This is a genomic window from Paucibacter sp. JuS9 (assembly GCF_044043925.2).
Taxonomy (GTDB): Bacteria; Pseudomonadota; Gammaproteobacteria; order Burkholderiales; family Burkholderiaceae_C; genus JAUASW01.
The window spans coordinates 1,653,408-1,676,624 of the sequence record NZ_CP194172.1 but is presented as its reverse complement, the minus strand read 5'-3'; the positions used below and the strand labels follow the sequence as shown (position 1 = coordinate 1,676,624).

20 protein-coding genes are annotated in these 23,217 nt (G+C 65.9%); 15 read left to right on the top strand and 5 right to left on the bottom strand.

Going from position 1 to position 23,217, the window contains the following annotated elements:
• Positions 1-77 precede the first annotated feature (77 nt).
• Genes ABT392_RS07395 through ABT392_RS07370 form a run of 6 tightly spaced genes read left to right on the top strand, consistent with a single transcriptional unit; the run spans position 78 to position 5,645 of the window.
• The gene (locus ABT392_RS07395; RefSeq protein WP_395386168.1) at positions 78-1,214 is read left to right on the top strand and encodes a sensor histidine kinase; all 1,137 of its coding nucleotides are present in this window, start codon (positions 78-80) and stop codon (positions 1,212-1,214) included.
• Complete coding sequence (locus ABT392_RS07390; protein ID WP_334276875.1) at positions 1,211-1,978, top strand: LytR/AlgR family response regulator transcription factor; 768 nt, start codon at positions 1,211-1,213, stop codon at positions 1,976-1,978. The genes ABT392_RS07395 and ABT392_RS07390 overlap by 4 nt, the downstream gene beginning before the upstream one ends.
• A 26-nt stretch (positions 1,979-2,004) precedes the next feature.
• Positions 2,005-2,787, top strand: coding sequence for a substrate-binding periplasmic protein (locus ABT392_RS07385; RefSeq protein WP_395386169.1), 783 nt, complete (start codon positions 2,005-2,007; stop codon positions 2,785-2,787).
• Between the two features lie 28 nt (positions 2,788-2,815).
• Positions 2,816-4,261: a DNA-3-methyladenine glycosylase 2 family protein gene (locus ABT392_RS07380; protein ID WP_395386170.1), complete on the top strand. Its 1,446-nt coding sequence runs from the start codon at positions 2,816-2,818 to the stop codon at positions 4,259-4,261.
• Between the two features lie 17 nt (positions 4,262-4,278).
• A complete protein-coding gene (locus tag ABT392_RS07375) occupies positions 4,279-4,758 on the top strand; it encodes a methylated-DNA--[protein]-cysteine S-methyltransferase (RefSeq protein ID WP_395386171.1) in 480 nt (159 codons plus the stop codon).
• On the top strand, positions 4,755-5,645 hold the full coding sequence (locus ABT392_RS07370) for a DMT family transporter (protein WP_395386172.1): 891 nt from the start codon (positions 4,755-4,757) through the stop codon (positions 5,643-5,645). The genes ABT392_RS07375 and ABT392_RS07370 overlap by 4 nt, the downstream gene beginning before the upstream one ends.
• 22 nt (positions 5,646-5,667) lie before the next feature.
• On the opposite strand, the gene ligA is transcribed toward ABT392_RS07370, so the two are convergent.
• The 4 genes from ligA to smc form a co-directional block, all read right to left on the bottom strand.
• Positions 5,668-7,716 (bottom strand): NAD-dependent DNA ligase LigA, encoded by a 2,049-nt coding sequence (ligA, locus tag ABT392_RS07365; RefSeq protein ID WP_464970941.1) that lies wholly within the window; start codon positions 7,714-7,716, stop codon positions 5,668-5,670.
• 13 nt (positions 7,717-7,729) lie between these two features.
• Positions 7,730-9,025: a polyamine export protein PaeA gene (paeA, locus tag ABT392_RS07360; protein ID WP_334276881.1), complete on the bottom strand. Its 1,296-nt coding sequence runs from the start codon at positions 9,023-9,025 to the stop codon at positions 7,730-7,732.
• Between the two features lie 166 nt (positions 9,026-9,191).
• Complete coding sequence (locus ABT392_RS07355; RefSeq protein WP_395386173.1) at positions 9,192-10,244, bottom strand: cell division protein FtsZ; 1,053 nt, start codon at positions 10,242-10,244, stop codon at positions 9,192-9,194.
• A 7-nt stretch (positions 10,245-10,251) separates the two neighbouring features.
• On the bottom strand, positions 10,252-13,764 hold the full coding sequence (gene smc / locus ABT392_RS07350; protein ID WP_395386174.1) for a chromosome segregation protein SMC: 3,513 nt from the start codon (positions 13,762-13,764) through the stop codon (positions 10,252-10,254).
• A gap of 261 nt (positions 13,765-14,025) precedes the next feature.
• Between smc and queF the strand changes: the two genes are divergently transcribed.
• The 8 genes from queF to ABT392_RS07310 all read left to right on the top strand — a co-directional run bounded on the left by queF (position 14,026) and on the right by ABT392_RS07310 (position 22,261).
• Positions 14,026-14,457 (top strand): preQ(1) synthase, encoded by a 432-nt coding sequence (gene queF, locus ABT392_RS07345; RefSeq protein ID WP_282824921.1) that lies wholly within the window; start codon positions 14,026-14,028, stop codon positions 14,455-14,457.
• 17 nt (positions 14,458-14,474) lie between these two features.
• On the top strand, positions 14,475-14,900 hold the full coding sequence (locus ABT392_RS07340) for an SET domain-containing protein (RefSeq protein WP_395386175.1): 426 nt from the start codon (positions 14,475-14,477) through the stop codon (positions 14,898-14,900).
• A gap of 61 nt (positions 14,901-14,961) precedes the next feature.
• The gene (gene dapC, locus ABT392_RS07335; RefSeq protein ID WP_395386846.1) at positions 14,962-16,155 is read left to right on the top strand and encodes a succinyldiaminopimelate transaminase; all 1,194 of its coding nucleotides are present in this window, start codon (positions 14,962-14,964) and stop codon (positions 16,153-16,155) included.
• Positions 16,156-16,167: 12 nt separating this feature from the next.
• Complete coding sequence (gene dapD, locus ABT392_RS07330; protein ID WP_395386176.1) at positions 16,168-16,986, top strand: 2,3,4,5-tetrahydropyridine-2,6-dicarboxylate N-succinyltransferase; 819 nt, start codon at positions 16,168-16,170, stop codon at positions 16,984-16,986.
• A gap of 26 nt (positions 16,987-17,012) precedes the next feature.
• Positions 17,013-18,170 (top strand): PilT/PilU family type 4a pilus ATPase, encoded by a 1,158-nt coding sequence (locus tag ABT392_RS07325; protein WP_334276886.1) that lies wholly within the window; start codon positions 17,013-17,015, stop codon positions 18,168-18,170.
• Positions 18,167-19,315 carry a succinyl-diaminopimelate desuccinylase gene (gene dapE, locus ABT392_RS07320; RefSeq protein ID WP_395386177.1) on the top strand — a complete coding sequence of 383 codons (1,149 nt, stop codon included), beginning with the start codon at positions 18,167-18,169 and terminating at the stop codon, positions 19,313-19,315. Before ABT392_RS07325 ends, dapE begins: the two co-directional genes overlap by 4 nt.
• Complete coding sequence (prmB, locus tag ABT392_RS07315; RefSeq protein WP_334276888.1) at positions 19,312-20,184, top strand: 50S ribosomal protein L3 N(5)-glutamine methyltransferase; 873 nt, start codon at positions 19,312-19,314, stop codon at positions 20,182-20,184. Before dapE ends, prmB begins: the two co-directional genes overlap by 4 nt.
• A gap of 76 nt (positions 20,185-20,260) precedes the next feature.
• A complete protein-coding gene (locus ABT392_RS07310; RefSeq protein WP_334276889.1) occupies positions 20,261-22,261 on the top strand; it encodes an ATP-binding cassette domain-containing protein in 2,001 nt (666 codons plus the stop codon).
• 18 nt (positions 22,262-22,279) lie between these two features.
• On the opposite strand, the gene ABT392_RS07305 is transcribed toward ABT392_RS07310, so the two are convergent.
• A complete protein-coding gene (locus ABT392_RS07305; RefSeq protein WP_334276890.1) occupies positions 22,280-22,630 on the bottom strand; it encodes a DUF1304 domain-containing protein in 351 nt (116 codons plus the stop codon).
• 87 nt (positions 22,631-22,717) lie between these two features.
• Between ABT392_RS07305 and ABT392_RS07300 the strand changes: the two genes are divergently transcribed.
• Positions 22,718-23,215, top strand: coding sequence for a MarR family winged helix-turn-helix transcriptional regulator (locus ABT392_RS07300; protein ID WP_395386178.1), 498 nt, complete (start codon positions 22,718-22,720; stop codon positions 23,213-23,215).
• The last annotated feature ends 2 nt before the right edge of the window (positions 23,216-23,217 follow it).

The following is a 23,217-nucleotide window of genomic DNA, read 5'->3' as shown; positions in this document are numbered from 1 at the left end:
ATTCGTCGCCAACGGCGCCTCTGCCCTGGGGCCATCCCTCTAGGCTTCGCCCATCGTCACACGGACACTCTCGCGCCATGCCTCCTCTGACCTCCCTGCTGCAGGACTTCGGCTATGCCCGCAGCCGCTACTTCAAGTTGCATAAACACCGCGACGAGAAGCTGTGGGCCCGCTTGCTGATCAGCAGTGCCTTTGCGCTGTTTTTCCCCAGCTTCTTCATGAGCCTCGGCGTGGTGTTCGGCCGGGCGCAGCTCAGCCTTGCCTCCGTGCTGGTCTCCTTCCTGCTCGGCTTCTTCATCGCCTTCTCGATCCACGGTGCCTACCGCACCGTCGAACTGCTGGCCTCTGAAAAGCGACTGGCCCGGCTCAACGCGGGTGGCTGGGGCGGCAGCCTGTTCTTTGCCGGCGTGCCCATGGTGATCATGGCGCTCAGTTTCTCGGTCTTCACCTGGCTGCTGCGCGTCGTGGCCGACATCGAGGTCCGGGGATCGCCGTTCGACTCGGTGCGTGCGGCCAGCCAGTTTTTGTTCATCAGCCTGATGTTCGCCCTGGCAAGCATCTACGTGGCCTGGCAGAGCAACAAGCGCAAGGCCCTGCAACTGCAGGCCACCGAGGCCCAGTTGCTGCGCCTGCAGGCCCAGATCGAACCGCACTTCCTTTTCAACAGCCTGGCCGCCGTGCAAAGCCTGATCGACCCGGCGCCAGAGCGTGCCAAGCAGATGCTGGAATGCTTCACCGACTACCTGCGCGCCAGCCTTGCCACGCTGCGGCTGGAGACCTGCCAGCTTGAGCAGGAGCTGCAGGCAGTGCAGAGCTATCTCATGCTCATGCAGATTCGCATGGGCGAGGAAAGGCTGCAGTTCAGCATCGAGGTGCCGGCTGCTCTGGCAAAGCTGAAGCTGCCGCCGCTGCTGCTGCAGCCGCTGGTCGAGAACGCCGTGATGCACGGCCTCGAAGCCAAGGCCGAGGGCGGTCACGTGCGCATCGAGGGCGCGCTGGTGGACGGTTGCTTGCGCCTGCGCGTCGTCGACGACGGCCTGGGCCTCGCTGCCAGCCAACGCCGCGCTCGACCGGGCCATGGCCTCGCCCTGAAGAACATCCGTGAACGACTGGCCGCCCGCCATGGCGAGGAAGCCCGTCTGAGCGTCACCCCGAGCGAGCAAGGCTGCGTGGCCGAGCTCATCCTGCCCCTGGACGACAAGAAGACCCCATGACACGCGCCCTGATTGCCGACGACGAAGTTCACCTGGCCGACTACCTGCGCCAGCAACTGAAAGCCCTGTGGCCCGAGCTCGAGGTCGTGGCACTGGCCCGCAACGGCACCGAAGCCGCCGCCCGCATCGCAGAGCTGTCCCCCGACATTGCCTTCCTCGACATCCAGATGCCAGGTCTCACCGGTCTCGAGGTGGCCGAAGGCATCGAGGGCCCGACCCGGGTGGTCTTCGTGACCGCGTTCGACGAGTACGCGGTCGAGGCCTTCGAGCATGCGGCACTCGACTATGTTCTCAAGCCCATCAAGACCGATCGCCTGGCCAAGACCGTGGAGCGTGTCCGCGCCGCGCTGGCAGCCCCCGAACCCGAGCCCGACGCCGGCCTGGCCGAGGCTTTGCGCAAGCTCAGCTCGACGCCGGCCACACTTGCCCCCAGCGTCAATCGCTTGCGCTACGTGCGCGCCAGCCAGGGCGAGCTGATGCACCAGATCGATGTGCGCGAGGTGCGATTCTTCCATGCCGACGACAAGTACACCTGTGTGCAGACGGCCGACGCCGAGTACCTGATCCGCACGCCGATCGCCGAGCTGGTGTCGCAACTCGACCCGGAGGAGTTCTGGCAGGTCCATCGCTCCACCGTCATCAACCTCGCCCACCTGGCCGGCACGCGGCGGGATGAAGCCAGTCGCCTGTTCCTGCGCATCAAGGGCTTTGATCGCGAACTGCCGGTCAGCCGGGCTTACGTCCACCTGTTCAAGGCGATGTAGCCGGCCGGCGCTGCTAGAGTTGGCCCATGCGCCGGTCGATTCTTGCTGTTCTCGCCGTATCTGGCCTCTGCGCCGCCGTGTCACTGGGCGGCTCGGCGCAGGCTCAGGGCAATGAGCGACTGCGCTGGCTGGGCGGCGACCTGCCGCCCTTTGTCTGGCAGTCCAGCAACGGCCCCCAGGGCTACGCCCATGAGTTGCTGACGCTGATGGCGCAAAAGCTGGGGCGCAAGCCCGACGTGGCCTTCTACCCCTGGGCGCGCGCGGTCAAGCAGACCATGGAAGGCGACAACTACGGCGTTTTCCCGCTGGCCCGCACGCCGGACCGCGAGGCCCAATTCCGCTGGCTGATTCCGCTGGCCCATGTGCACTACAGCTTCTTTGCCGCCAGCTCGACCACCGGGCCGCTGGGACTGGAGCAATTGCGCACGCAAAAGATCGTCGTGCTGCGCGGCTCGCCCATCATCAAGAACCTGCAGGCGCAAGGCTTCACCCAAATCATCGAGGCCAAGGACTACCGCGACATGCTGCGCATGGTCAGCATCGGCGTCGTCGTGGCGGCCTACGCAGGCGCGCCGATGATGCAGTCGGCCATGCAGGAGTTTGGCTTCAAGGCGAGCGACTACAAGCTGGTGGCCACGCTGGGTAATGCCGACCTCTACATGGGCACCTCGCTGCGCCTGGACCTGGGCGAGGCGCAGCTCTGGATCGAGGCCTACCGCACCCTGGAGCAGGACGGCATCGTCGCCCGCCTGCAAAAGAAATATCAGCTCTCGCGAGCTGGTGGGCACATGTCCGGAAACGGCGAGTAAGTTCCCGGCAGCAGCCTAAGATGGCTGCATGTCCACGCTAGACGCCTTGCACTGCTACCCCGCCCTCCTGGCCCGCGATGCGCGCTTTGACGGCCGCTTCTTCGTCGGTGTCACGTCCACCGGCATCTACTGCCGGCCGGTCTGCCGGGTGCGCACGCCCAAGGCCGCCAACTGCCGATTCTTCGCCAGCGCGGCCCAGGCCGAGGCCCAACGCTTCCGTCCCTGCCTGAAGTGCCGGCCCGAGCTGGCGCCAGGGCAGGCCTGGAGCGTGATGGACGCCTCCAGCACCCTGGCGCGCCAGGCGGCCGAGCTGATGGACAAAGGCGAGATGGAGAACGTAGACGCCCTGGCCCAGCGCCTGGGCATCACCGACCGCCACCTGCGACGCATCTTCGCTGCCGAGCATGGCGTGAGCCCCCTGCAATACCTGCAGACACGCCGGCTGCTGCTGGCCAAGCAACTGCTGGCCGACAGCAGCATGCCCATCACCGAAGTGGCTGCCGCCTCGGGCTTTGGCAGCTTGCGCCGCTTCAACGCCGCCTTTGTCGAGCACTACCGCATGCAGCCCTCTTCCCTGCGGCGCGGATTGCCGGTCTCGGCATGCGGCGAGCCCGCCTTGCGCCTGGGCTACCGGCCGCCCTACGCCGTGGACGCGATCCTGCAGTTCATCGCCGCCCGCGCACTGCCGGGTATCGAGACCGTGGACTTTGCCGAGCGCACAGTCAGCCGTACCTTGAGACTGCGCCATGGCGGCCGCGACCTGGCTGGCCGCATCGTCGTGCGCTTCGACGCCAAGCAGCCGGTCGTCCTGCTCTCGCCCTGTTCATCGGTCTGGTCGGGTGTCGCAGCCTTGATACCCATCGTGCGCCGCTGGCTGGACCTGGATGCCGAGCCCGCCGCCATCGACGAAAAACTGGGCCCGCTGTCCGCAGCCACGCCGGGGCTGCGCCTGCCAGGCTGCACCGACCGCTTCGAACTCGCGGTGCGTGCCGTGCTCGGGCAGCAGATCACCGTTGCGGCGGCGCGCACCATAGGCGGTCGTTTTGTCGAACGCTTTGGCGAGCCGCTGGACGAAGCGCAAGCGGCACCCGGCATGGACCGCTTGTTCCCGAGGCCCGAACGCATCGCCCAGGCGAGCGTGGAATCCATCGCCGAGCTGGGCATCATCCGGCGCCGCGCCGAGTCCTTGATTGCGCTCGGCCAGGCCTGGCCCACGCTCGCGTTTGCCCAGGGCGAAGGCGGGGTGGCCGAGGCCCTGGCCGGTCTGGAGGCCCTGCCCGGAATCGGCCCCTGGACCGCCAGCTACATGCTGATGCGCGGCTGGAGCTGGCCGGATGCATTTCCGCCGGGCGATGTGGTCCTGAAGAAAATGCTCGCCAGCAAAGACCCGGTACCCGATACCACCGCCTGGCAGCCCTACCGCAGCTATGCCGTGCTGCAGCTGTGGCGCGAAGCCGCCACCGCACCCAAGTGAGGAATGAAAGAGGCACCATGCTTGCACAACAACGCATCAACACACCGCTGGGCCCTCTGACAGCCCTGCGCAATGACGAGGGCCTCGTGGGCCTGTGGTTCGACGGCCAGAAGCACCATCCCGGCACGCTCGATGCGCCTGAAGTCGAGGCGGACCCGCTGTTCATGCAGATCGAGCAATGCCTGCAAGGCTATTTCAAGGGACAGGTCTTGCCTCGGGACTTGCCTCTTGATCCGCAAGGCACGCCCTTCCAGCGCGCCGTCTGGCAGGCCCTGCTGGCCATTCCCGCTGGCCAGAGCCGCAGCTATGGAGAACTGGCGGCGCAGCTGGGCAAGCCCGGCAGCGCTCGGGCCGTGGGTGCTGCCGTCGGGCGGAACCCGGTCACGATCCTGATTCCCTGCCACCGCGTACTGGGTGCCAATGGCTCGCTGACCGGCTACGCGGGGGGCCTGGAGCGCAAGGAAGCGCTCCTGAGATTGGAAGGACACCGCCCTTGAAGGCCTCTGACCTTGCCGAGCTGGTGCTGCTGGCGGCCGTCTGGGGCGCCAGCTTTCTGTTCCTGCGCTGGGGCGCCCCGGCCTTTGGCCCGATGACGCTGGCCGGCCTGCGCGTGCTGGGTGCCGCGCTGTTCCTCTTGCCCATCCTCATGCATCGGCAAGGCCTCGGCGAATTGCGCGGCGTCTGGCGGCAGATGATGGGTTTGGGCCTCCTGACCAGCGCCATCCCTTTCGTGCTGTTCTCGTACGCCGCGCTGTCGATCACGGCTGGTCTGTCGAGCATCCTCAATGCCACGACGCCGCTGTGGGGCGCGCTCGTGGCCTTCGTGTGGCTGAGTCAGCGGCTGGATGCCATACGCTTGCTGGGGCTGGTCATCGGTTTTGGCGGCGTGGTCTTCCTGGCCTGGGACCAGGCATCGTTCAAGCCCGGCGGTAGCGGCTGGGCCATCCTGGCCTGCCTGGCGGCCACGCTGAGCTATGGCATGTCGGCCAGCTTCACCAAGCGCTACCTGAGCGGCGTTTCGGCGATGACCCAGGCTGCGGGCAGCCAGCTCGCTGCCGCCGTCTGGCTGATGCCGTTTGCACTCTGGTTCTGGCCCAGCCAGATGCCTGAGACCCGTGCCTGGATCAGCGTGGCCGGCCTGGCCCTGCTGTGCTCGGGCCTGGCCTACATCCTCTATTTCCGGCTGCTGCAGCGGGTCGGCCCGACCAATGCGCTGGCGGTGACCTTTCTGATACCGGTGTTCGCGCTCTTGTGGGGCGGGCTCTTCCTCGGCGAGGCCCTGACGATGCACATGCTGGCGGGCTGCGCCATCGTGTTTCTGGGCACGGCGTTGGTCGTGGGCCTGATCAAGCGGGCGCAGCGCGGCAGCACGGCAGCCCCCTGAGGGGCGGCGGCCGCGCCTCAGGTCATGGCGCTGTTTCGCCGGCCAGCAGCGCTTGCAGTGCGGCTTCATCCAGCACCGGCACGCCCAGCTCGCGCGCCTTGTCGAGCTTGGAACCCGCTTCCGCGCCGGCCACGACGTAGTGAGTCTTCTTGGAGACCGAGCCGCTGACCTTGCCGCCTGCCGCCTCGATCAGGTCCTTGGCCGCGTCGCGACCCAGCGTAGGCAGCGTGCCGGTCAACACCAGCGTCTTGCCCAGCAGTGGCTGCGGCCCTTGCGCCGCTGACGCACCCTCGCCTTCGGGCCAAGTCACGCCGGCAGCGCGCAGCTGTTCTACGACCTCGCGGTTGTGCGGCTGCGCGAAGAAGGTGTGGATACTCTGGGCCACGATGGGCCCCACATCGCGCACCTGCAGAAGCTGCTCGATGGAGGCATTCATCAAGGCATCGATATTGCCGAAATGTCGGGCCAGGTCCTTGGCCGTGGTTTCGCCAATTTGCCGAATGCCCAGCGCAAACAGGAAGCGCGGTAGCGTGGTGCTCTTGCTCTTCTCCAGCGCATCGACGATGTTCTGCGCGCTCTTCTCGGCCATGCGTTCCAGCGCTGCGAGCTTGGCCACGCCGAGCTTGTAGAGCGCGGGCAGGCTGTCGACGATGCCGCCATCCACCAGTTGGTCCACAAGCTTGTCGCCCAGGCCTTCAACGTCCATCGCACGGCGGCCGGCGAAGTGCAGCAGCGCCTGCTTGCGCTGCGCCGGGCAGAACAGGCCGCCGGTGCAGCGGTAGTCCATGCCTCCCTTCTCGCGCGCCGTAGCGCTGCCACAGACCGGGCATTCGCGCGGCATGCGGAAGTTCGGCACATAGGCCGGCCGCTGGGCCGCCAGCACGCCCACCACTTCGGGAATCACGTCACCGGCACGGCGCACGATCACCTGGTCGCCGATGCGCACGCCCTTGCGGCGCAGCTCGAACAGGTTGTGCAAGGTGGCATTGCTGACTGTCGTGCCGCCCACGAAGACCGGCTCCAGCTTGGCCACCGGCGTGAGCTTGCCGGTGCGGCCGACCTGGATCTCGATGCCGTTCAGGCGCGTCAGCTGCTCCTGCGCCGGATACTTGTGCGCCACCGCCCAGCGCGGTTCGCGGCTGATGAAGCCCAGGCGCTGCTGCAAGGCGCGCTTGTTGACCTTGTAGACCACGCCGTCGATGTCGAAGGGCAGGCTGTCGCGCAGCGCGGCGATCTTCTGATGAAAGGCGACCAGGCCGGCCGCGCCTTGCGTGACCACGCGGTGCTCGCAGACGGGCAGGTCCATGGCTGCGAGCGCATCCATCAGGCCCGCGTGAGTTTCAGGTTCAGCCCAGCCCTTCACCTCGCCCAGACCGTAGGCATAGAAACTCAAGGGCCGCTGCCTGGCCAGTGCCGGGTCGAGCTGGCGCACGGCGCCCGCCGCGGTATTGCGCGGGTTGACGAAGGTCTTCTCACCCTTCTCGCGCTGGCGTTCATTGAGCGTCTCGAAATCATCGCGGCGCATGTACACCTCGCCGCGCACCTCGATCACCTCGGCCTCGGTGCCCTTCAGCCGCAAGGGGATCTGGCCGATGGTGCGGATGTTCTGGGTCACGTCCTCGCCGGTTTCGCCATCACCGCGTGTCGCGGCTTGCACCAGAAGTCCGTGTTCGTAGCGCAGGTTCAGTGCCAGGCCGTCGAACTTCAGTTCGGCCGCGTACTCGAGCGGCGGCGCCGATTCGTCCAGCTCCAGCCGCTTGCGCACGCGCTCGTCAAAGGCAACGGCGCCGCTGTCTTCGGTATCGGTCTCGGTATAGATCGACAGCATCGGCACCGCATGGCGCACCGGCGTGAAACCGTCCAGCACCTTGCCGATCACACGCTGCGTCGGCGAGTCCGGCGTCAGCAGTTCCGGGTGCGCCCTCTCCAGCGCTTGCAGCTCCTGGTAGAGCTTGTCGTACTCCGCATCCGGCAGCGTCGGCGCATCCAGCACGTAATAGAGATGGGCGTGGTGGTTGAGCGTGGCACGCAGCTCGGCGGCCCGGCGGCGCGCGGATTCAATGTCGTTCATGGAAACTCGAAATTCAGTCGGACGCGGCAGGCTGCCGCGTGATCATCACCTGGTCGACCCGGTGGCTGTCCACGTCCACCACCTCGAAGCGCCAACCTTCCCAGACGACCTGGTCCGTGCGCTTCGGTATGCGGCGCAGCATCACCATCAGGAAGCCGGCGAGTGTGTCGTACTGGCCGGCATGCGGCCAGGCTTCCAGCTCCAGCGCGCGCTGCACATCGGGGATGGGCGTGATGCCGTCGGCCAGGTAGCTGCCGTCGTCCCGGCGGACGATCTGTTCCTCGTCGTGCGAGGCCACGAGGCTGCCCATCACCGTGCTCATCACGTCGTTCAGGGTGATCACACCGACGACCAGGCTGTACTCATTGACGATGACGGCAAAGTCCTCGAGCTTCTCTCGGAACTGGATCAGCACTTCGGACAGCGTCAGCCGGTCCGGCACGATCAGCACCTTCTTGACCATGGCGCTGCCGCGCAGCGTCAGGCCCTCGTCGCGCAGCACGCGCTGAAACAGGTCGGTGGCGTCCACATAGCCGACCACGGCATCGATCTCGCCATCGCAGACCAGGTAGGTGGAGTGCGGGCTCTCGGCGATGCGCGTGCGTATCAGCGCCTCTTCATCATCGAGCGAGAGGTAGACGATGCGTTCGCGCGTGGTCATCGCGCTTTCAACCCGGCGGGTGTCGAGCTCGAACACATTGGCAATCACCTGCTGTTCGGCATCGGCCACCACGCCGGCCTGGTTGCCGGCCTCGGTCAGGGCCAGGATGTCGTTGTAGGTGATGCTGTCATCGCGCCCGGCGGGCAGGCCCAGCAGGCGGGTCAGCAGATCAGACAAGGCACTGAAGGCCCAGGCCAGCGGCTTGAGCACTGTGACCAGGGCCAGCATGGGCGCGATCACGGCCATGGCCATGCGCTCGGGCTCGTTCATGCCCAGGCGCTTGGGCAGCAGGTCGGCCAGCACGATGAAGAGGCTGGTGATGGTGGCAAACGAGGCGGCAAAACCCAGGGCAGCGGCACGCTCGGGGTCGCCAAACACCAGCTTCATGGCGGCCTCGTAGTGCGGCGAGAGCACCCCCTCGCCGACGATGCCGGCCAGGATGGCCAGGGTGTTGACGCCGATCTGCACGACCGTGAAGTAGTGGCCAGGCCGCTCCTGCGTGGCGAGCACCCGGGCCGCACGAGGATCACCGTCTTCGATCAGCTGCTGCAGCTTGAGCCGGCGGGCCGAGGCCAGCGAAATTTCGGCGATGGAGAAGAAGGCGCTGGCCGCGATCAGCAGCGCGATCAGCAGGAGACTGGTGCTCATGCGCGGCAGTGTAGCTGCGAGCCCGCTCGCTCAGGCGACCTGCAGCCCTGGCGAGATCAAGATGAACTCCCACGACCTGCGCGGTTTCGGCATGCTCAGTGAACACAGCAGAGTCGAGACGCGACGAATCGCCGCACTGATGGAGAAAGCTGACTGAGCCTCTTGTTCAGCTGAAAAGCCGCCGCGCCACCGGCGAGCCCGCCGCCAGGTCGCGCGACGCCAGCGCGCGGTAGAGCGTGGCCAGTTCCTGGTCGATGGCTGCGAAGGCATGCAGATTGAGGATCTGGCCGCGGTCGTCGCAGATGTCGGCCTCGATGTCGCGGGCCAGGCCACGCGCGGCTTCCTGCCAGGCAGCGAAGGGTTCTTGCGATTCGGGCGTCTGCGGCACATCCAGCGCCAGCGTCAGCTCTCGCAGCGAGCTGGCCTGCGGGTCTTCGGCCAGGGCCGCCTGAGATTCGAAGCTCAGGGTCAGGATGGGCGGCGCGCCCTCCTCTTCGGCCGACAGCACCAGGCGGCCAGGGATGGCGCCCGGCACAAAGCCGTTGCGCAGCGCAAGCTGCTGTACGAAGCCGAGCGTCCAGGCGGCATTGCGTGCGCGCAGCAGCACGGCCAGCTGCGCGTCATGGGCACTGGCGAACTGGTCGAGCTCGCGGGCGCGGGCCACGACTTCCAGCATGTCGGGGAAGTCGACCGAGGCATTGATGCCGTCGGCAAAGGCCTGCACCTTCTGCACGAACTCGGAGTACTCGATCTCGTTCAGGGCACCGCTTCGATTGGCCAGTTGCACGCCGGCCTGGAACTCGCCGTAGCGCTGACCAGGCATAGGCAGCTCCCATTCACCGCTTCCTGCATTCAGCCCTTCGATATGGAAAGGCTTGGTGCCGGCGCGGCGGCTGGGCGGGAGGTGCGAAGCAGCCATCTCGCCACTCACGGGCGCTTCCAGGCTCATCGTGGCGATCATGTCGATCAAGGCATCGATACGTGCCGAAGGCTTGCGCGGCAACAGGCGGGCCGCGGCGGGCAGGGTGTTGTCAAGCTCCGATGCAACCGCTTCACGGGCCTCACCCAGGCTGGGTTCCTGGCGGCCTTCACCCAGTTGCGGCTCGATCGGCGGGTCGGCGCGGCGCGGGCCGGCCTTGCGGGCGCTCCAGGCACCATGGGCGATGACGCCGGCCAGGATCAGGCCACCGAGAATGGCCAGCAATGCGGTGAGGGTCATAGGGTGCTCAGGCCTCGGCCATGGTCAGTGCAGCTTCCATGTCGACCGCGACGATGCGCGAGACGCCCTGCTCCTGCATCGTCACGCCGATCAGCTGCTTGGCCATTTCCATGGCGATCTTGTTGTGGGAGATGAAGAGGAACTGCGTGCCCGCACTCATCTCGGAAACGAGCTTGGCATAGCGCTCGGTATTGGCATCGTCCAGCGGCGCATCCACCTCGTCCAGCAGGCAGAACGGCGCCGGGTTCAGCTGGAAGATGGCGAACACCAGCGCAATCGCGGTGAGCGCCTTCTCGCCACCGGAGAGCAGGTGGATGGTCGAGTTCTTCTTGCCCGGCGGTTGTGCCATGACCTGCACGCCAGCGTCCAGGATCTCGTCGCCCGTCATCACGAGCCGAGCCTGGCCGCCACCGAACAGGGTCGGGAACATGCGGCCGAAATGCATATTGACCTGCTCGAAGGTCGCGCCCAGCAGGTCGCGGGTTTCGAGGTCGATCTTGTGGATCGCGTCTTCCAGTGTCTTCATTGCCGACTGCAGGTCGGCGTTCTGCGCATCGAGGAAAGTCTTGCGCTCGCGAGCCGAGGTCAGCTCGTCCAGCGCCGCCAGGTTCACGGCGCCGAGTGCTGCGATCTCGCGATTGATTCGGTCGATCTCACCCTGCAGGCCGTAGAGCTTGACCTGGCCTTCTTCGATGGACTGAGCCAGCAGCGCCATGTCCACATTGGCGGCCGTGAGCTGCTCCATGTATTGAGCACCCCCGAGCTGCGCGGCCTGCTCTTCGAGCTGAAGCTTGGTGATGCGCTCGCGCAGCGGGTCCAGGCTGCGTTCGAACTCGAGTCGCTGCTCGTCCGCCTTGCGCAGGCGCAGGCTCAGGTCGTCGTAGTTGCTGCGCACGGCAGCGAGAGCCTGCTCGCGCTCGGCCTTCAAGGCCAGTGCATCTTGCAGGCCGGCCTGGGCGGCAGCGTCGTTCAGCGTTGTCAGCTCGTTCTGCAGGCTTTCGCTGGATGCCTGGTTCTGCTGGACTTGCGCTTGAGCCGTCTCGATCGAACGCTGCAACTCGCCACGGCGCGCGGCCAGCGCGCGGGCGCTGAACTGCGCTTCCTGCGAACGGCGCTCCAGGGCCCGCAACTGCTCGCGGGCCTCGGCGAGCTTGCGCTCGGCGTTGATCACGCCCTCTTCCAGCTCCGCATGCTTTTCCTGCGTGCTGGCGAGCTGCATGTCCAGCTCTTCGAAGCGCGCTTCACCGGTCATGCGGCGCTCTTGCAGTTCTTCTTCCTGCGCGTCGATCTCGGCCAGCTCTTCCTCGAGCTGGTTGCGCCGGTTGCTGGCGGCTTCGGCCTGTTGGCTCAGACGCAAGAGCTCCACGTGGAGTTGATGAGCGCGAGTCTGCGCTTCGCTGGCTTCGCGGCGCACGCCTGCAAGGCGCTGAGCGGCTTCGGAATAGGCCGCTTCTGCCCGCACGACGCGGGTCTTGGCGTCTTCCGTGATCAGGCCCTGGGCGCGCAGCTCGCGCTCCAGGTTCTCGATTTCCTGGGCGCGGGCCAGCAGGCCGGCCTGCTCGGAATCGGGCGCATAGAAGGCCACGGCGAACTGGCTGACTGCATGGCCCTCGCGGGTCATGATGACCTCGCCGTGCGTCAGCTTGGACCGGCCGGCCAGGGCCTCCTCGATGCTGGAAGCCGTGTAGACACCTTCCAGCCAGTCGTTCAGCAGCGCCTTCAGACCGGCGTCATTCAAGCGCAGCAGCTCCGACAAACGGGGCAGCGTTTCATGCGTGTTGGCGATGCCGGCCGGCGGCGGCGAATAGAAGGCCATTCGGGCCGGCGGCGCATCGGCGGCGAAGGCGCGCACCGTGTCGAGACGGCCAACCTCCAGTGCGCCCATGCGTTCGCGCAGCGCGGCTTCCAGGGCGTTTTCCCAGCCGGTTTCGATGTGCAGCCTGGTCCACAAACCAGCCAGGCCATCGAGCCCATGCTTGGCCAGCCAGGGCTTCAACTTGCCCTCGGTCTGCACCTTCTCTTGCAAGGCGCGCAAGGCTTCCAGGCGAGCCGAAAGGTCGGCCTGTCGCGCAAGCTGCGTATTGCTGTCCGACTGCGCAGCGGCCCGCGCTTCGTCCAGCGCCGGCACTTGCTCGGAGAGCTCATGCAGGCGGGCGTCGGCCAGCTCGCGTTGCTCGTCGGCGGCGGCGCTTTGCGTCTTCAGCTCGGCGAGCTTTTCGGTATCCGGCGCGGCGAGGCCGGCACGCTCGGTCGCAAGGCGCTCGCGCCGGGTGCGCAAGGTGCGCGACTGTTCTTCGATGTTGCGGCTGTCGGCGGCCAGCACCTGGATCTGCTGCTGCACCTGCGTGACATGCACGCGCTGTTCGTTCGCCTTGCCTTGCGCTGCACGCAGACCGTCTTCAATCGTCGGCAGGTTGAGCGATTGCTCCTCGGCCTGTGCCGCCAGGATCTCGCTCTGCTCCTCGGCCATCGCAATCTGGGCGGCGATGTTGTCCAGCTCCTCGGCAGCCAGGGCCGAGCGTTCCTGCCATTGCTGATCTTGCGCCTTCAATTCTGCGATGCGCTGCTCAACACGGTTGCGGCCTTCGACCACATAGCGGATGCGCTCTTCCAGGCGGCTCACCTCCAGCTGGGCTTCGGCCATGCGGCCTTGCGAAGCATGCAGCTCGTCGCCAGCGGCGTAGTGGGCCTGACGAACCGTTTCCAGCTCGGCTTCCACATGGCGCAGCTCGGCCATGCGGGCTTCCAGTGCATTCACCGCTTCGGATTGCGCCGTCTTGACCCGCGCCTCCTCTCCGGCCGCATCGCGGTGCTTGAGGAACCAGAGCTGGTGCAACTTCAGCGTGCCCTGCTCCTGCAGGGACCGGTAGCTCGCGGCCACCTCGGCCTGGCGCTCCAGCTTCTCGAGGTTGTTGTTCAGCTCGCGCAGGATGTCTTCGACGCGGGTCAGGTTCTCGCGCGTGTCCTTGAGCCGGTTCTCGGTCTCGCGGCGGCGCTCCTTGTACTTGGAGACGCCAGCGGCCTCTTCCAGGAACATGCGCATCTCTTCCGGCTTGGATTCGATGATGCGGGAGATCGTGCCCTGGCCGATGATGGCGTAGGCGCGCGGCCCGAGGCCCGTGCCGAGGAACACGTCCTGCACATCACGGCGGCGCACCGGCTGGTTGTTGATGAAGTAGCTGCTGGTGCCGTCGCGGGTCAGCACACGCTTGACCGCGATCTCGGTGAACTGGTTCCACTGGCCGCCGGCACGCGCATCTTCGTTGCTGAACACCAGCTCCACGCTGGCACGGCTGGCCGGCTTGCGGTTGCCTGAGCCGTTGAAGATCACGTCCTGCATGGACTCGCCGCGCAGCTCGCTGGCCTTGCTCTCACCCAGCACCCAGCGCACCGCATCCATGATGTTGGATTTGCCGCAGCCGTTGGGTCCGACCACGCCGACCAGCTGCCCGGGCAGCTGGAAGTTGGTCGGGTCGGCAAAGGACTTGAAGCCCGAGAGCTTGATCGAGTTCAGGCGCATCGGTGTCTTGGACCAATCGGGTGAAGCTAAGCCGTTGATTTATCGAAAGAAAAGCCCCTTCGCGGGGCTTGATCTCGGGTCGGGATGATACCATCGGGCCTTCCCCAAAAATGCCTTGGCGTCTCCATGAAGACCCGGGCGCAAGCATTGACCCCCATGGCCAAGAACACCTCCGCCGCCGCAGTGAAGACTGCCGCCAAGCCCGCTGTCAAAGCGGCCGCCAAGAAGCCCCGCACCGCGGCCGCGCCCAAGCAACGCGAGATGCCGCCCAACCCGCCCTCGCGCCCCAGCAAGGAGTTGCACGCCTTCCCCAACCCGGCGCCCGAGCGCGACTATGTGATCCAGTTCCAGGTGCCCGAGTTCACCTGCCACTGCCCGCTGACCGGCCAGCCCGACTTCGCCCACTTCACGATCGACATGATCGCGGACCAGTACTGCGTCGAGCTGAAGAGCCTGAAAATGTACTTCTGGAGCTACCGCGATGAAGGCGCCTTCCACGAGAAGGTCACCAACACCATCCTCGAAGACATCGTCAAGGTCACGAAGCCGCGCTTCATCCGCATCACGGCCAAGTGGTACGTGCGCGGCGGCATCTACACCAACGTGGTGGTCGAGCACCGCAAGAAGGGCTGGAAGCCGGAGCCGCGCGTCGACCTGCCGACGCATGGTTTCGAATCGGGCCTCTTGCGCTGAGACGCTCTGAGCCGCGCTTGGCCTTCGCCTCGAACTCCGATCACCAGCACTACGAAGTTGCCGTGCGGCGCAGCCGCATCGACGGCTTTGGCGTGTTCGCGGCCGAGGGCATACCGGCAGCGGCCAAGATCGGCGCGCTGACCGGAGAGACCATCACGGTGGCCGAGGCGCGCCGCCGCGCCGAAGGCCGGCAGCGCCTGATGCTGGTCGAGATCTCGGCCAGCCGCGCGATCGACGCCACGCGCTCCAGCGACCCGATGCGCTTCACCAACCACGGCTGCAGCCCCAACGCGCGGCTGCAGGTCGAAGGCGGCGAGATCGAGTTCTTCGCCTTGCGCGAAATCTCGGTTGGCGAGGAACTGACGGTTGACTACGGCAGCAGCCATCACGAGGGGCGCCTGGCCTGCCGCTGCGGCTCAGCGGCCTGCGCGGGCTGGCTTTGAAGCCACTTTCGAACCCGGCAAGCCGCCGTTGCTCACCTATCATCGCGGCATGAATTTCCCTGTGAATCCGCTGCTGGAGCGGCTGAACCCCTACCCCTTCGAACGCCTGCGCGCACTGACAGCCGGCATCACGCCCAACCCCGAGCTGCGGCACATCTCGCTGGGCATGGGCGAGCCCAAGCATCCTGCGCCGGCTGTGGTCGAGCAGGCACTGATGGCCAATCTCAAGGGCCTGTCCAGCTATCCGCTGACGGCCGGCGACCCGGCGCTGCGAGCCGCCATTGCCGGCTGGGTCGGGCGCCGCTACGGGGTTCAGATTGACGCGGCAACGCAAGTGCTGCCGGTCAATGGCTCACGCGAAGCCTTGTTTGCCTTTGCGCAGACCGTGATCGAACCGACGCGCCCCGGCGCCACCGTCGTCTGCCCGAACCCCTTCTATCAAATCTACGAAGGAGCAGCCCTGCTGGCCGGCGCGCAGCCCGCGTTTGCCAACAGCGACCCGGCGCGCAACTTCGCCGCCAACTGGGGCCAGATCGATGGAGCCACCTGGGCCCGCACCCAGCTGCTCTACGTCTGCTCACCGGGCAACCCGACCGGCGCGGTGATGCCGCTGGACGAATGGCGCGAGCTGTTCGAGCTGAGCGACCGGCATGGCTTCGTGATCGCCTCGGATGAGTGCTATTCGGAGATCTACTTCCGCGAGGAAGCCCCGCTGGGCGCGCTGGAAGCGGCACAAAAGCTGGGCCGGGGCGATTTCCGCAATCTCGTGGTGTTCAGCAGTCTCTCCAAGCGCAGCAATGTGCCGGGCATGCGCTCGGGCTTTGTGGCGGGCGATGCGGACATCCTGAAGAAATTCCTGCTCTACCGCACCTATCACGGCAGCGCGATGAGCCCCATGGTGCAGGCTGCCAGCATCGCGGCCTGGAATGACGAGGCCCATGTGCGCGCCAATCGCGACGAGTACCGGGCCAAGTTCGCTGCCGTCACGCCGATGCTGGCCCAGGTGCTGGACGTGGCCTTGCCGGATGCAGGTTTCTACCTGTGGGCAGGCGTGCCGGGCGGGGATGATGTTGCGTTCGCCCAGGGCCTGCTGGCTCAATACAATGTCGCGGTCCTGCCGGGCAGCCTTCTGGCCCGCGAGGCGCACGGGCACAACCCGGGCGCCGGACGGGTCCGCCTTGCCCTGGTGGCCGATCAAGCCGAATGTCTGGAAGCGGCCGAACGCATCGTCCGCTTCACCGAAACCTATCTCTAGCCCACCCCGATCATGAGCCACGAACTGCAATCCGTCATCGACCTCGCCTGGGAAGGTCGCGCCTCGCTCAACCCCGCCAATGCACCAGAAGTGCGCGAGGCTGTCGAGCATGTGATCAATGAGCTCGACAGCGGCCGCCTGCGCGTGGCCGAACGCCATGGCGTGGGCCAGTGGACTGTGCACCAGTGGATCAAGAAGGCCGTGCTGCTGTCGTTCCGCCTGAACGACAACCGCATCATGGGCTCGGGCGACATGACCTTCTTCGACAAGGTGCCGACCAAGTTCGCAGGCCTGTCCGACGAAGAGATCCGCGCCATGGGTGTGCGCGTGGTGCCGCCCGCCGTGGCCCGCCGCGGCAGCTTCCAGGGCAAGAACGTGGTCTTGATGCCTTCGTACGTGAACATCGGCGCCTACGTGGATGACGGAGCCATGGTCGACACCTGGGCCACCGTCGGCTCCTGCGCCCAGATTGGCAAGAATGTGCATCTGAGTGGAGGCGTCGGCATCGGCGGCGTGCTCGAGCCCCTGCAGGCCAACCCGACCATCATCGAAGACAACTGCTTCATCGGCGCCCGCTCGGAAGTCGTCGAGGGCGTGATCGTCGAAGAGAACTCGGTCATCTCGATGGGCGTCTACATCGGCCAGAGCACGCCGATCTATGACCGCGAAACCGACACGGTGAGCTACGGCCGCGTGCCGGCCGGCTCGGTGGTGATCAGCGGTTCGCTGCCCAAGAGCGACAAGTACAGCCTCTATGCAGCCATCATCGTGAAGAAGGTCGACGCCGGCACCCGCGCCAAGACCTCGATCAACGAGCTGCTGCGCGCCTGAATTTCTTCCAGCAACAGGGAGTCCGCATGAGTGGTGGGAACATGGAGCGCATCCTGCGCCTGATGGCCGAGAAAGGCGCTTCTGACGCCTATCTGTCGGCGGCCATGCCGGTGCTGATCCGCATCAACGGCCAGATGCTGCAGCTCTCCGACCAGCAATTGACGCCCTCGCAGCCGCGGCAGCTGATCGCCGAAGTGGTGGGCGAGGAAGCGCTGGAAGAGCTGGACAAGACCGGTGAGCTGAACATGGCGGTGTCTGTCCCCAAGGTCGGCAGCTTCCGGCTTTCGGGCTTCCGCCAGCGCGGCTCGATCGCCGCCGTGTTCCGCCATATTCCGCACCAGATCCCTTCGCTGGACAGCCTCAACCTGCCGCCCATCCTGGCCAAGCTGGTGCAGGAAAAGCGCGGCCTGATCCTGATGGTCGGCGCCACCGGCACCGGCAAGAGCACGACGCTTGCCGCGATGCTGGAGCAGCGCAACCAGAACATGGCCGGCCACATCCTCACCATCGAGGACCCGGTCGAGTTCTTGTTCAGCAACAAGCGTTCGGTGGTCAACCAGCGCGAGGTGGGCCGCGACACGGCCTCCCTGCAGGTAGCGCTGAAGAATGCCTTGCGCCAGTCGCCGGACTGCATCCTGATCGGCGAAATCCGCGACCGCGAGACGATGACGGCTGCGATCTCGTACGCGCTCTCGGGCCACCTGGTGCTGGCCACCCTGCACGGCAACAACAGCTATCACGCGCTGAACCGCATCCTTTCCTTCTACACGCCGGAATCTCGCCCGGCCCTGCTGAACGACTTGTCCGCAGGCCTGAAAGCCATCGTCTCGCAGCGCCTGGTGCGCGCCACCGCAGGTGGCCGCGTGCCTGTTGTCGAGATCCTGCTCAACACCAAGCTGGTGTCCGAGCTGATCGAGAAGTCCGACTTCAACGGTGTCAAGGAAGCGATGGAGAAGTCCATTGCCGAAGGCTCGCAGGCCTTTGAAGAGCACTTCGCCAAGCTGATCCGCGACGGCGTGATCACGCGCGAGGAAGGCCTGCTCTACGCCGATTCGCCGACCAACCTGATCTGGCGCCTGCAGAACGAAAGCGCGCCTGGCGGCAAACCGGTGGCCAAGAAGGAAGAGCCGGCCAGCGACCAGGCCAGCTTCACTGAAATCCAGTTGGACGTGCGGGGCGAATGAGCTCAACTGCCGCCCTCGTCGAAGCGCTGATCGCGCGGCCTTCGGTGACGCCGGACGACGGCGGCTGCCAAGAGCTGATCGCTGCGCGACTCACAGCGGCGGGCTTCGAGTGCGAGCGCATGGACAGCGGACCGGCCGACTTTCGCGTCAGCAATCTCTGGGCGATCCGGCGCGGCAGCGCGAGCGACGGGCCGGTGCTGGTGCTGGCCGGCCATACCGACGTGGTGCCGCCTGGGCGTCTCGCCGACTGGCAGTCGCCACCATTCGTCCCCAGCTATCGCGATGGCCGCCTGTATGGCCGTGGCGCGGCTGACATGAAGACTTCGGTCGCGGCGATGGTGGTCGCGGCGGAGCAGTTTGCCGCGGCGCATCCCAAGCATCGCGGCAGCATCGCACTCTTGTTGACCAGCGATGAAGAAGGCCCGGCGCGCGATGGCACCGTGGTCTGCTGCGCCAAGCTGCGCGAGCGCGGCCAGCGCCTGGACTTCTGCGTCGTTGGCGAGCCGACATCGGTGAAGCAATTGGGTGATGTGGCCAAGAACGGCCGCCGCGGCACGCTCAGCGGCAAGCTGCGCGTGATCGGCATCCAAGGCCACGTGGCCTATCCCCAATTGGCGCGCAATCCGATTCATCAGGCAGCACCGGCCTTGGCAGAGTTGGTGGGCACCGAATGGGACGCTGGCAACGCGTATTTCCCGGCCACGAGCTTCCAGATATCGAACATCGCATCCGGCACCGGCGCGGGCAATGTGATCCCGGGCGACTGCGTGCTGGACTTCAATTTCCGCTTCTCGACCGAATCGACGCCGGAGAGCCTGAAGCAACGCGTGCACGCGCTGCTGGACCGCCATGGCCTGGACTACCGCCTGGAATGGACCTTGGGCGGCGAGCCCTTCCTGACGCCGGTGGGCAGCCTCTCGGAAGCGCTCGCCGCGGCAATCGAGGCTGAAACCGGCCGCAAGCCGGAACTCTCGACGACCGGTGGCACGTCGGACGGCCGTTTCATCGCCAAGATCTGCCCGCAGGTGATCGAGTTCGGGCCCATCAACGCAAGCATCCACAAGATCGACGAATTCGTGCCGGTGGCCGACATCGAACCGCTGACCGCCATCTACCGGCGCACCCTGGAGAATCTGCTGCTGTGACAAGCACCCTGATTGCCTGCATCGAGGCACAAGCCGCCCGCCTGAGTACGGCGGGCGTTTCATTTGGGCATGGCACGACCAATGCCTTTGACGAAGCCGCCTGGCTGGTGCTGTGGCGCCTGCAGCTGCCGCTCGATGCACTGGATGAGCACGCCCAGCAAGACCTGACCCAGCAGCAGCTGGCCGAGATCGAAGCCCTGGTGGGCGAGCGCATTGCCAGCCGCAAGCCTGCCGCCTACCTGACCCGCGAAGCCTGGCTTCAAGGCGTGCCCTTCTATGTGGACGAGCGCGCCATCGTGCCGCGCAGCTTCATCGCCGAGCTGATTGCCGATGCCAGCATCGACGGCTGGTTGTCCGAAGACACGTCGCGCGTGCTGGACTTGTGCACTGGCAACGGCAGCCTGGCCGTGCTGGCCGCGATGGCCTGGCCCGACGTGAAGGTGGATGCCATCGACCTGAGCACCGAGGCGCTGGAAGTTGCCCGCATCAATGTGGACAGGCATGGCCTGCAAGAGCGCATCCGGCTGCTGCAAGGCGATGGCCTGGCGCCTGCCGACGGCGAGTACGACCTGATTCTTTGCAACCCGCCTTATGTGAACAGCGGCTCGATGGCCAGATTGCCGGCCGAATATCTGGCCGAGCCTGAGCTCGCGCTGGCTGGCGGCAGCGATGGCATGGACTTTGTCCGCCAGTTGCTGGCTGCCGCACCGCGACATTTGAGCGAGCACGGTGTGCTGGTGCTCGAGATCGGCAACGAGAGAGAATTTTTCGAGGCTGCATTCCCGCAGCTGGAAGTGGCTTGGATGGAGACATCGGCCGGAGACGACCAGGTATTGCTGGTCACGAAAGAGGCCCTTCAGGCATGTTGACAACCCCCACGCTCCTTTTACTCGCTGCCCCCCGAGGGGGCGCTGTCGCCTTTGGGGCGGCCCTGCAGGCGACACAATGATTACTCTACGCAATATCACGCTGCGCCGCGGCACCAAGGTCGTCCTCGACGACGCCAGCGTCACCCTGCAACCCGGTGAAAAGGTCGGCCTGGTGGGCCGCAATGGCGCTGGCAAGTCCAGCCTCTTTTCGCTGCTGACCGACCGGCTGCAAAGCGACAAGGGCGAGGTCGAGATTCCGCGCCAGTGGGCGGTGGGCGAGGTCGCGCAGAACATGCCCGAAACCGACATGCCGGCCACCGAGTTCGTGCTGGAAGGCGACACCCGCCTGATGGCTGCCCGCAAGGCGCTGGAAGAAGCCGAAGCGGCCGAAGACGGCCATGCGATGGCTGATGCTCATGGCCTGCTTATGGATGCCGGCGCCTTTGATGCTCGCCCGCGCGCGCAGGCGCTGCTCATGGGTCTGGGCTTCAAGGGCGCGCAGGTCGATGCGCCAGTGAACAGCTTCTCCGGCGGCTGGCGCATGCGTCTGCAACTCGCTCGTGCGCTGATGTGCCCGGCTGACCTGATGCTGCTGGACGAGCCGACCAACCACTTGGACCTGGACGCCCTGGTCTGGCTGGAAGCCTGGCTGCAGCGCTATGAAGGCACGCTGATCATCATCAGCCATGACCGCGAATTCCTCGATGCGATCACCAAGGTGACCTTGCACCTTGATGAAGCCAAGCTGATGCGCTACGGCGGCAACTACACGGCCTTCGAGGCGATGCGCGCCGAGCGCATGGTCTTGCAGCAGGCAGCCTTTGAAAAGCAGCAGGACCGCATGGCGCACCTGCAGAAGTTCATCGACCGCTTCAAGGCCAAGGCCAGCAAGGCCAAGCAGGCGCAGAGCCGCGTGAAGGCGCTGGAGCGGATGGAACGCTTGGCGCCCGTTCTCACGGCTTCGGACTTCTCGTTCGAGTTCCGCGAGCCAGTCAGTCTTCCAAATCCAATGCTGATGTTCGACGAAGTCGCCTGCGGCTACGACACCGACGAAGGCGAAAAGATCATCGTGCGCGGTATCGACCGTTCCGTGCTGGCCGGCCAGCGCATCGGCATCCTTGGCGCCAACGGCCAGGGCAAGTCAACCGTGGTGAAGACCGTGGCCCGCATGCAGCGCGCCATGGGCGGAAAGATCACCGAGGGCAAGGGCCTGTCGATCGGCTACTTTGCCCAGCAGGAAATGGATGTCTTGCGCCCTGACGAAGGCCCGCTGATGCACATGGTGCGCCTGGCCAAGGAGGTCAGCCCATCGGCACGCGAGCAGGAGCTGCGCGACTTCCTGGGCCAGTTCCGCTTTGTCGGCGACATGGTCAACCAGCAGGTGGGCAGCCTCTCCGGTGGCGAGAAGGCGCGCCTGGTGCTGGCCATGCTGGTCTGGCAGCGCCCCAACCTGCTGCTGCTGGACGAGCCGACCAACCATCTGGATCTGCAAACCCGCGAGGCGCTATCGATGGCCTTGAACGAGTTCGAAGGCACGGTGATGCTGGTCAGCCATGATCGCGCGCTTCTGCGGGAGGTCTGCGATGAGTTCTGGCTGGTCACCAAGGGCGGCGTGGGGCCGTTTGACGGCGACCTGGATGACTACCAGAAGTGGCTGCTCGACCAGTCCAAGGAAGCGGCCAAGCTGGCAAAGGAAGCGGCGAAGGAGGCGAGCAGGAAGACATCGTCCGCTGCGGTCGCTGCGCCTGCGCCTGCGCCCGCTGTCGCGGCACCTCCGCCGCCTGCTCCCATCGCCTCGCGCGAGGACCGCAAGGCCAGCGGCCAGGCCCGTCAGAAGCTGGCCGAGCAGACCAGGCCCTTGCGCAAGGAAATGGAAGGCATCGACGCCAGGCTGAACAAGCTGGCGGACGAGCGCACGGCATTGGAGGCGCAGCTGGCCAACGGCTCAGCCACCCCGCCGCAGATTGCCGAGGTGGGCAAGCGACTGAAGGCCATCCACGACGAACTGGAAGCCGCCGAGCTGCGTTGGCTGGAACTCAGCGGCCAGGTCGACGCGATGCACGCGGCAGCCGCCTGATTCCGGCTTGATGCGGGCCTAGCTCGCCAAGACGGCGGCCATTGCCAAGGCTGCCGGCAACGCCTGCACGTAGAGAATTTTCTTGCCGACCGTCGCTGCGCCATACACGCCAGCGACGACGACGCAGCCCAGGAAGAACAGCTGCACGTCCACCTTGCCCGCAACCAGGCCCCAGGCCAGGCCAGCGGCGAGGAAGCCGTTGTACAGGCCCTGATTCGCCGCCAGCGTCTTGCTGGCTTCAGCGAACTCCGGCTCCAGCCTGAAGACCTTGCGACCCAGCGGCTTGGTCCAGAAGAACATCTCCAGCACCAGGAAGTACAGATGCAGGGCGGCCACCAGGCCGACCAGCACATTGGCGAGCATCGTCATCTCTTTGATCTCCGTCGAAGCGAGCCAAGGCTCGCGGAATAACCATTTCAATTGTGTGCAATTGAATTGCGAACTACATTATCACCCATGGCACGCAGCAACACTCCCGGCAAACAAAGCACTCCAGCAGATTGGCTGAGGCTCGACCAGCAGCTCTGCTTTGCGCTGTATTCCAGCTCGCTGGCCATGACCAAGCTCTACAAGCCCTTGCTGGAACCGCTGGGCCTGACCTATCCGCAGTACCTCGTGATGTTGGTGCTTTGGGAGCAGGACGGCATCAGCGTTTCCACCTTGGGCCAGCGGCTGTCGCTGGATTCGGGCACCCTGACCCCCCTGCTCAAGCGACTTGAAGCGGCCGGGCTGATCAAGCGCCAGCGCGCCAGCGACGATGAGCGCCGCGTCGAGATCTTCTTGAATCCTGAAGGCCAGGCCCTGAAGCGCCAGGCCCAGGACATCCCGCCACAGCTGGCCTGCGCCTCGGCCTGCTCACTGGAAGAACTGAGTTCCCTCACCCGGCGCCTGCATGAGTTGCGAAAGCAGCTCAGCGACGCCGTTGCAAACCCCACCTCACCTCAACAGGAATGAAT

Coding starts and splice junctions, on each gene's coding strand:
- ABT392_RS07385 (WP_395386169.1), top strand. CDS start 2,005: ATGCGCCGGTCGATTCTTGCTGTTCTCGCCGTATCTGGCCTCTGCGCC.
- dapE (WP_395386177.1), top strand. CDS start 18,167: ATGAGCTCAACTGCCGCCCTCGTCGAAGCGCTGATCGCGCGGCCTTCG.
- ABT392_RS07355 (WP_395386173.1), bottom strand. CDS start 10,244: ATGACCCTCACCGCATTGCTGGCCATTCTCGGTGGCCTGATCCTGGCC.
- ligA (WP_464970941.1), bottom strand. CDS start 7,716: ATGAACGACATTGAATCCGCGCGCCGCCGGGCCGCCGAGCTGCGTGCC.
- ABT392_RS07390 (WP_334276875.1), top strand. CDS start 1,211: ATGACACGCGCCCTGATTGCCGACGACGAAGTTCACCTGGCCGACTAC.
- paeA (WP_334276881.1), bottom strand. CDS start 9,025: ATGAGCACCAGTCTCCTGCTGATCGCGCTGCTGATCGCGGCCAGCGCC.
- ABT392_RS07375 (WP_395386171.1), top strand. CDS start 4,279: ATGCTTGCACAACAACGCATCAACACACCGCTGGGCCCTCTGACAGCC.
- ABT392_RS07325 (WP_334276886.1), top strand. CDS start 17,013: ATGAGTGGTGGGAACATGGAGCGCATCCTGCGCCTGATGGCCGAGAAA.
- ABT392_RS07310 (WP_334276889.1), top strand. CDS start 20,261: ATGATTACTCTACGCAATATCACGCTGCGCCGCGGCACCAAGGTCGTC.
- ABT392_RS07305 (WP_334276890.1), bottom strand. CDS start 22,630: ATGACGATGCTCGCCAATGTGCTGGTCGGCCTGGTGGCCGCCCTGCAT.
- ABT392_RS07300 (WP_395386178.1), top strand. CDS start 22,718: ATGGCACGCAGCAACACTCCCGGCAAACAAAGCACTCCAGCAGATTGG.
- ABT392_RS07395 (WP_395386168.1), top strand. CDS start 78: ATGCCTCCTCTGACCTCCCTGCTGCAGGACTTCGGCTATGCCCGCAGC.
- smc (WP_395386174.1), bottom strand. CDS start 13,764: ATGCGCCTGAACTCGATCAAGCTCTCGGGCTTCAAGTCCTTTGCCGAC.
- queF (WP_282824921.1), top strand. CDS start 14,026: ATGCCGCCCAACCCGCCCTCGCGCCCCAGCAAGGAGTTGCACGCCTTC.
- ABT392_RS07380 (WP_395386170.1), top strand. CDS start 2,816: ATGTCCACGCTAGACGCCTTGCACTGCTACCCCGCCCTCCTGGCCCGC.
- dapD (WP_395386176.1), top strand. CDS start 16,168: ATGAGCCACGAACTGCAATCCGTCATCGACCTCGCCTGGGAAGGTCGC.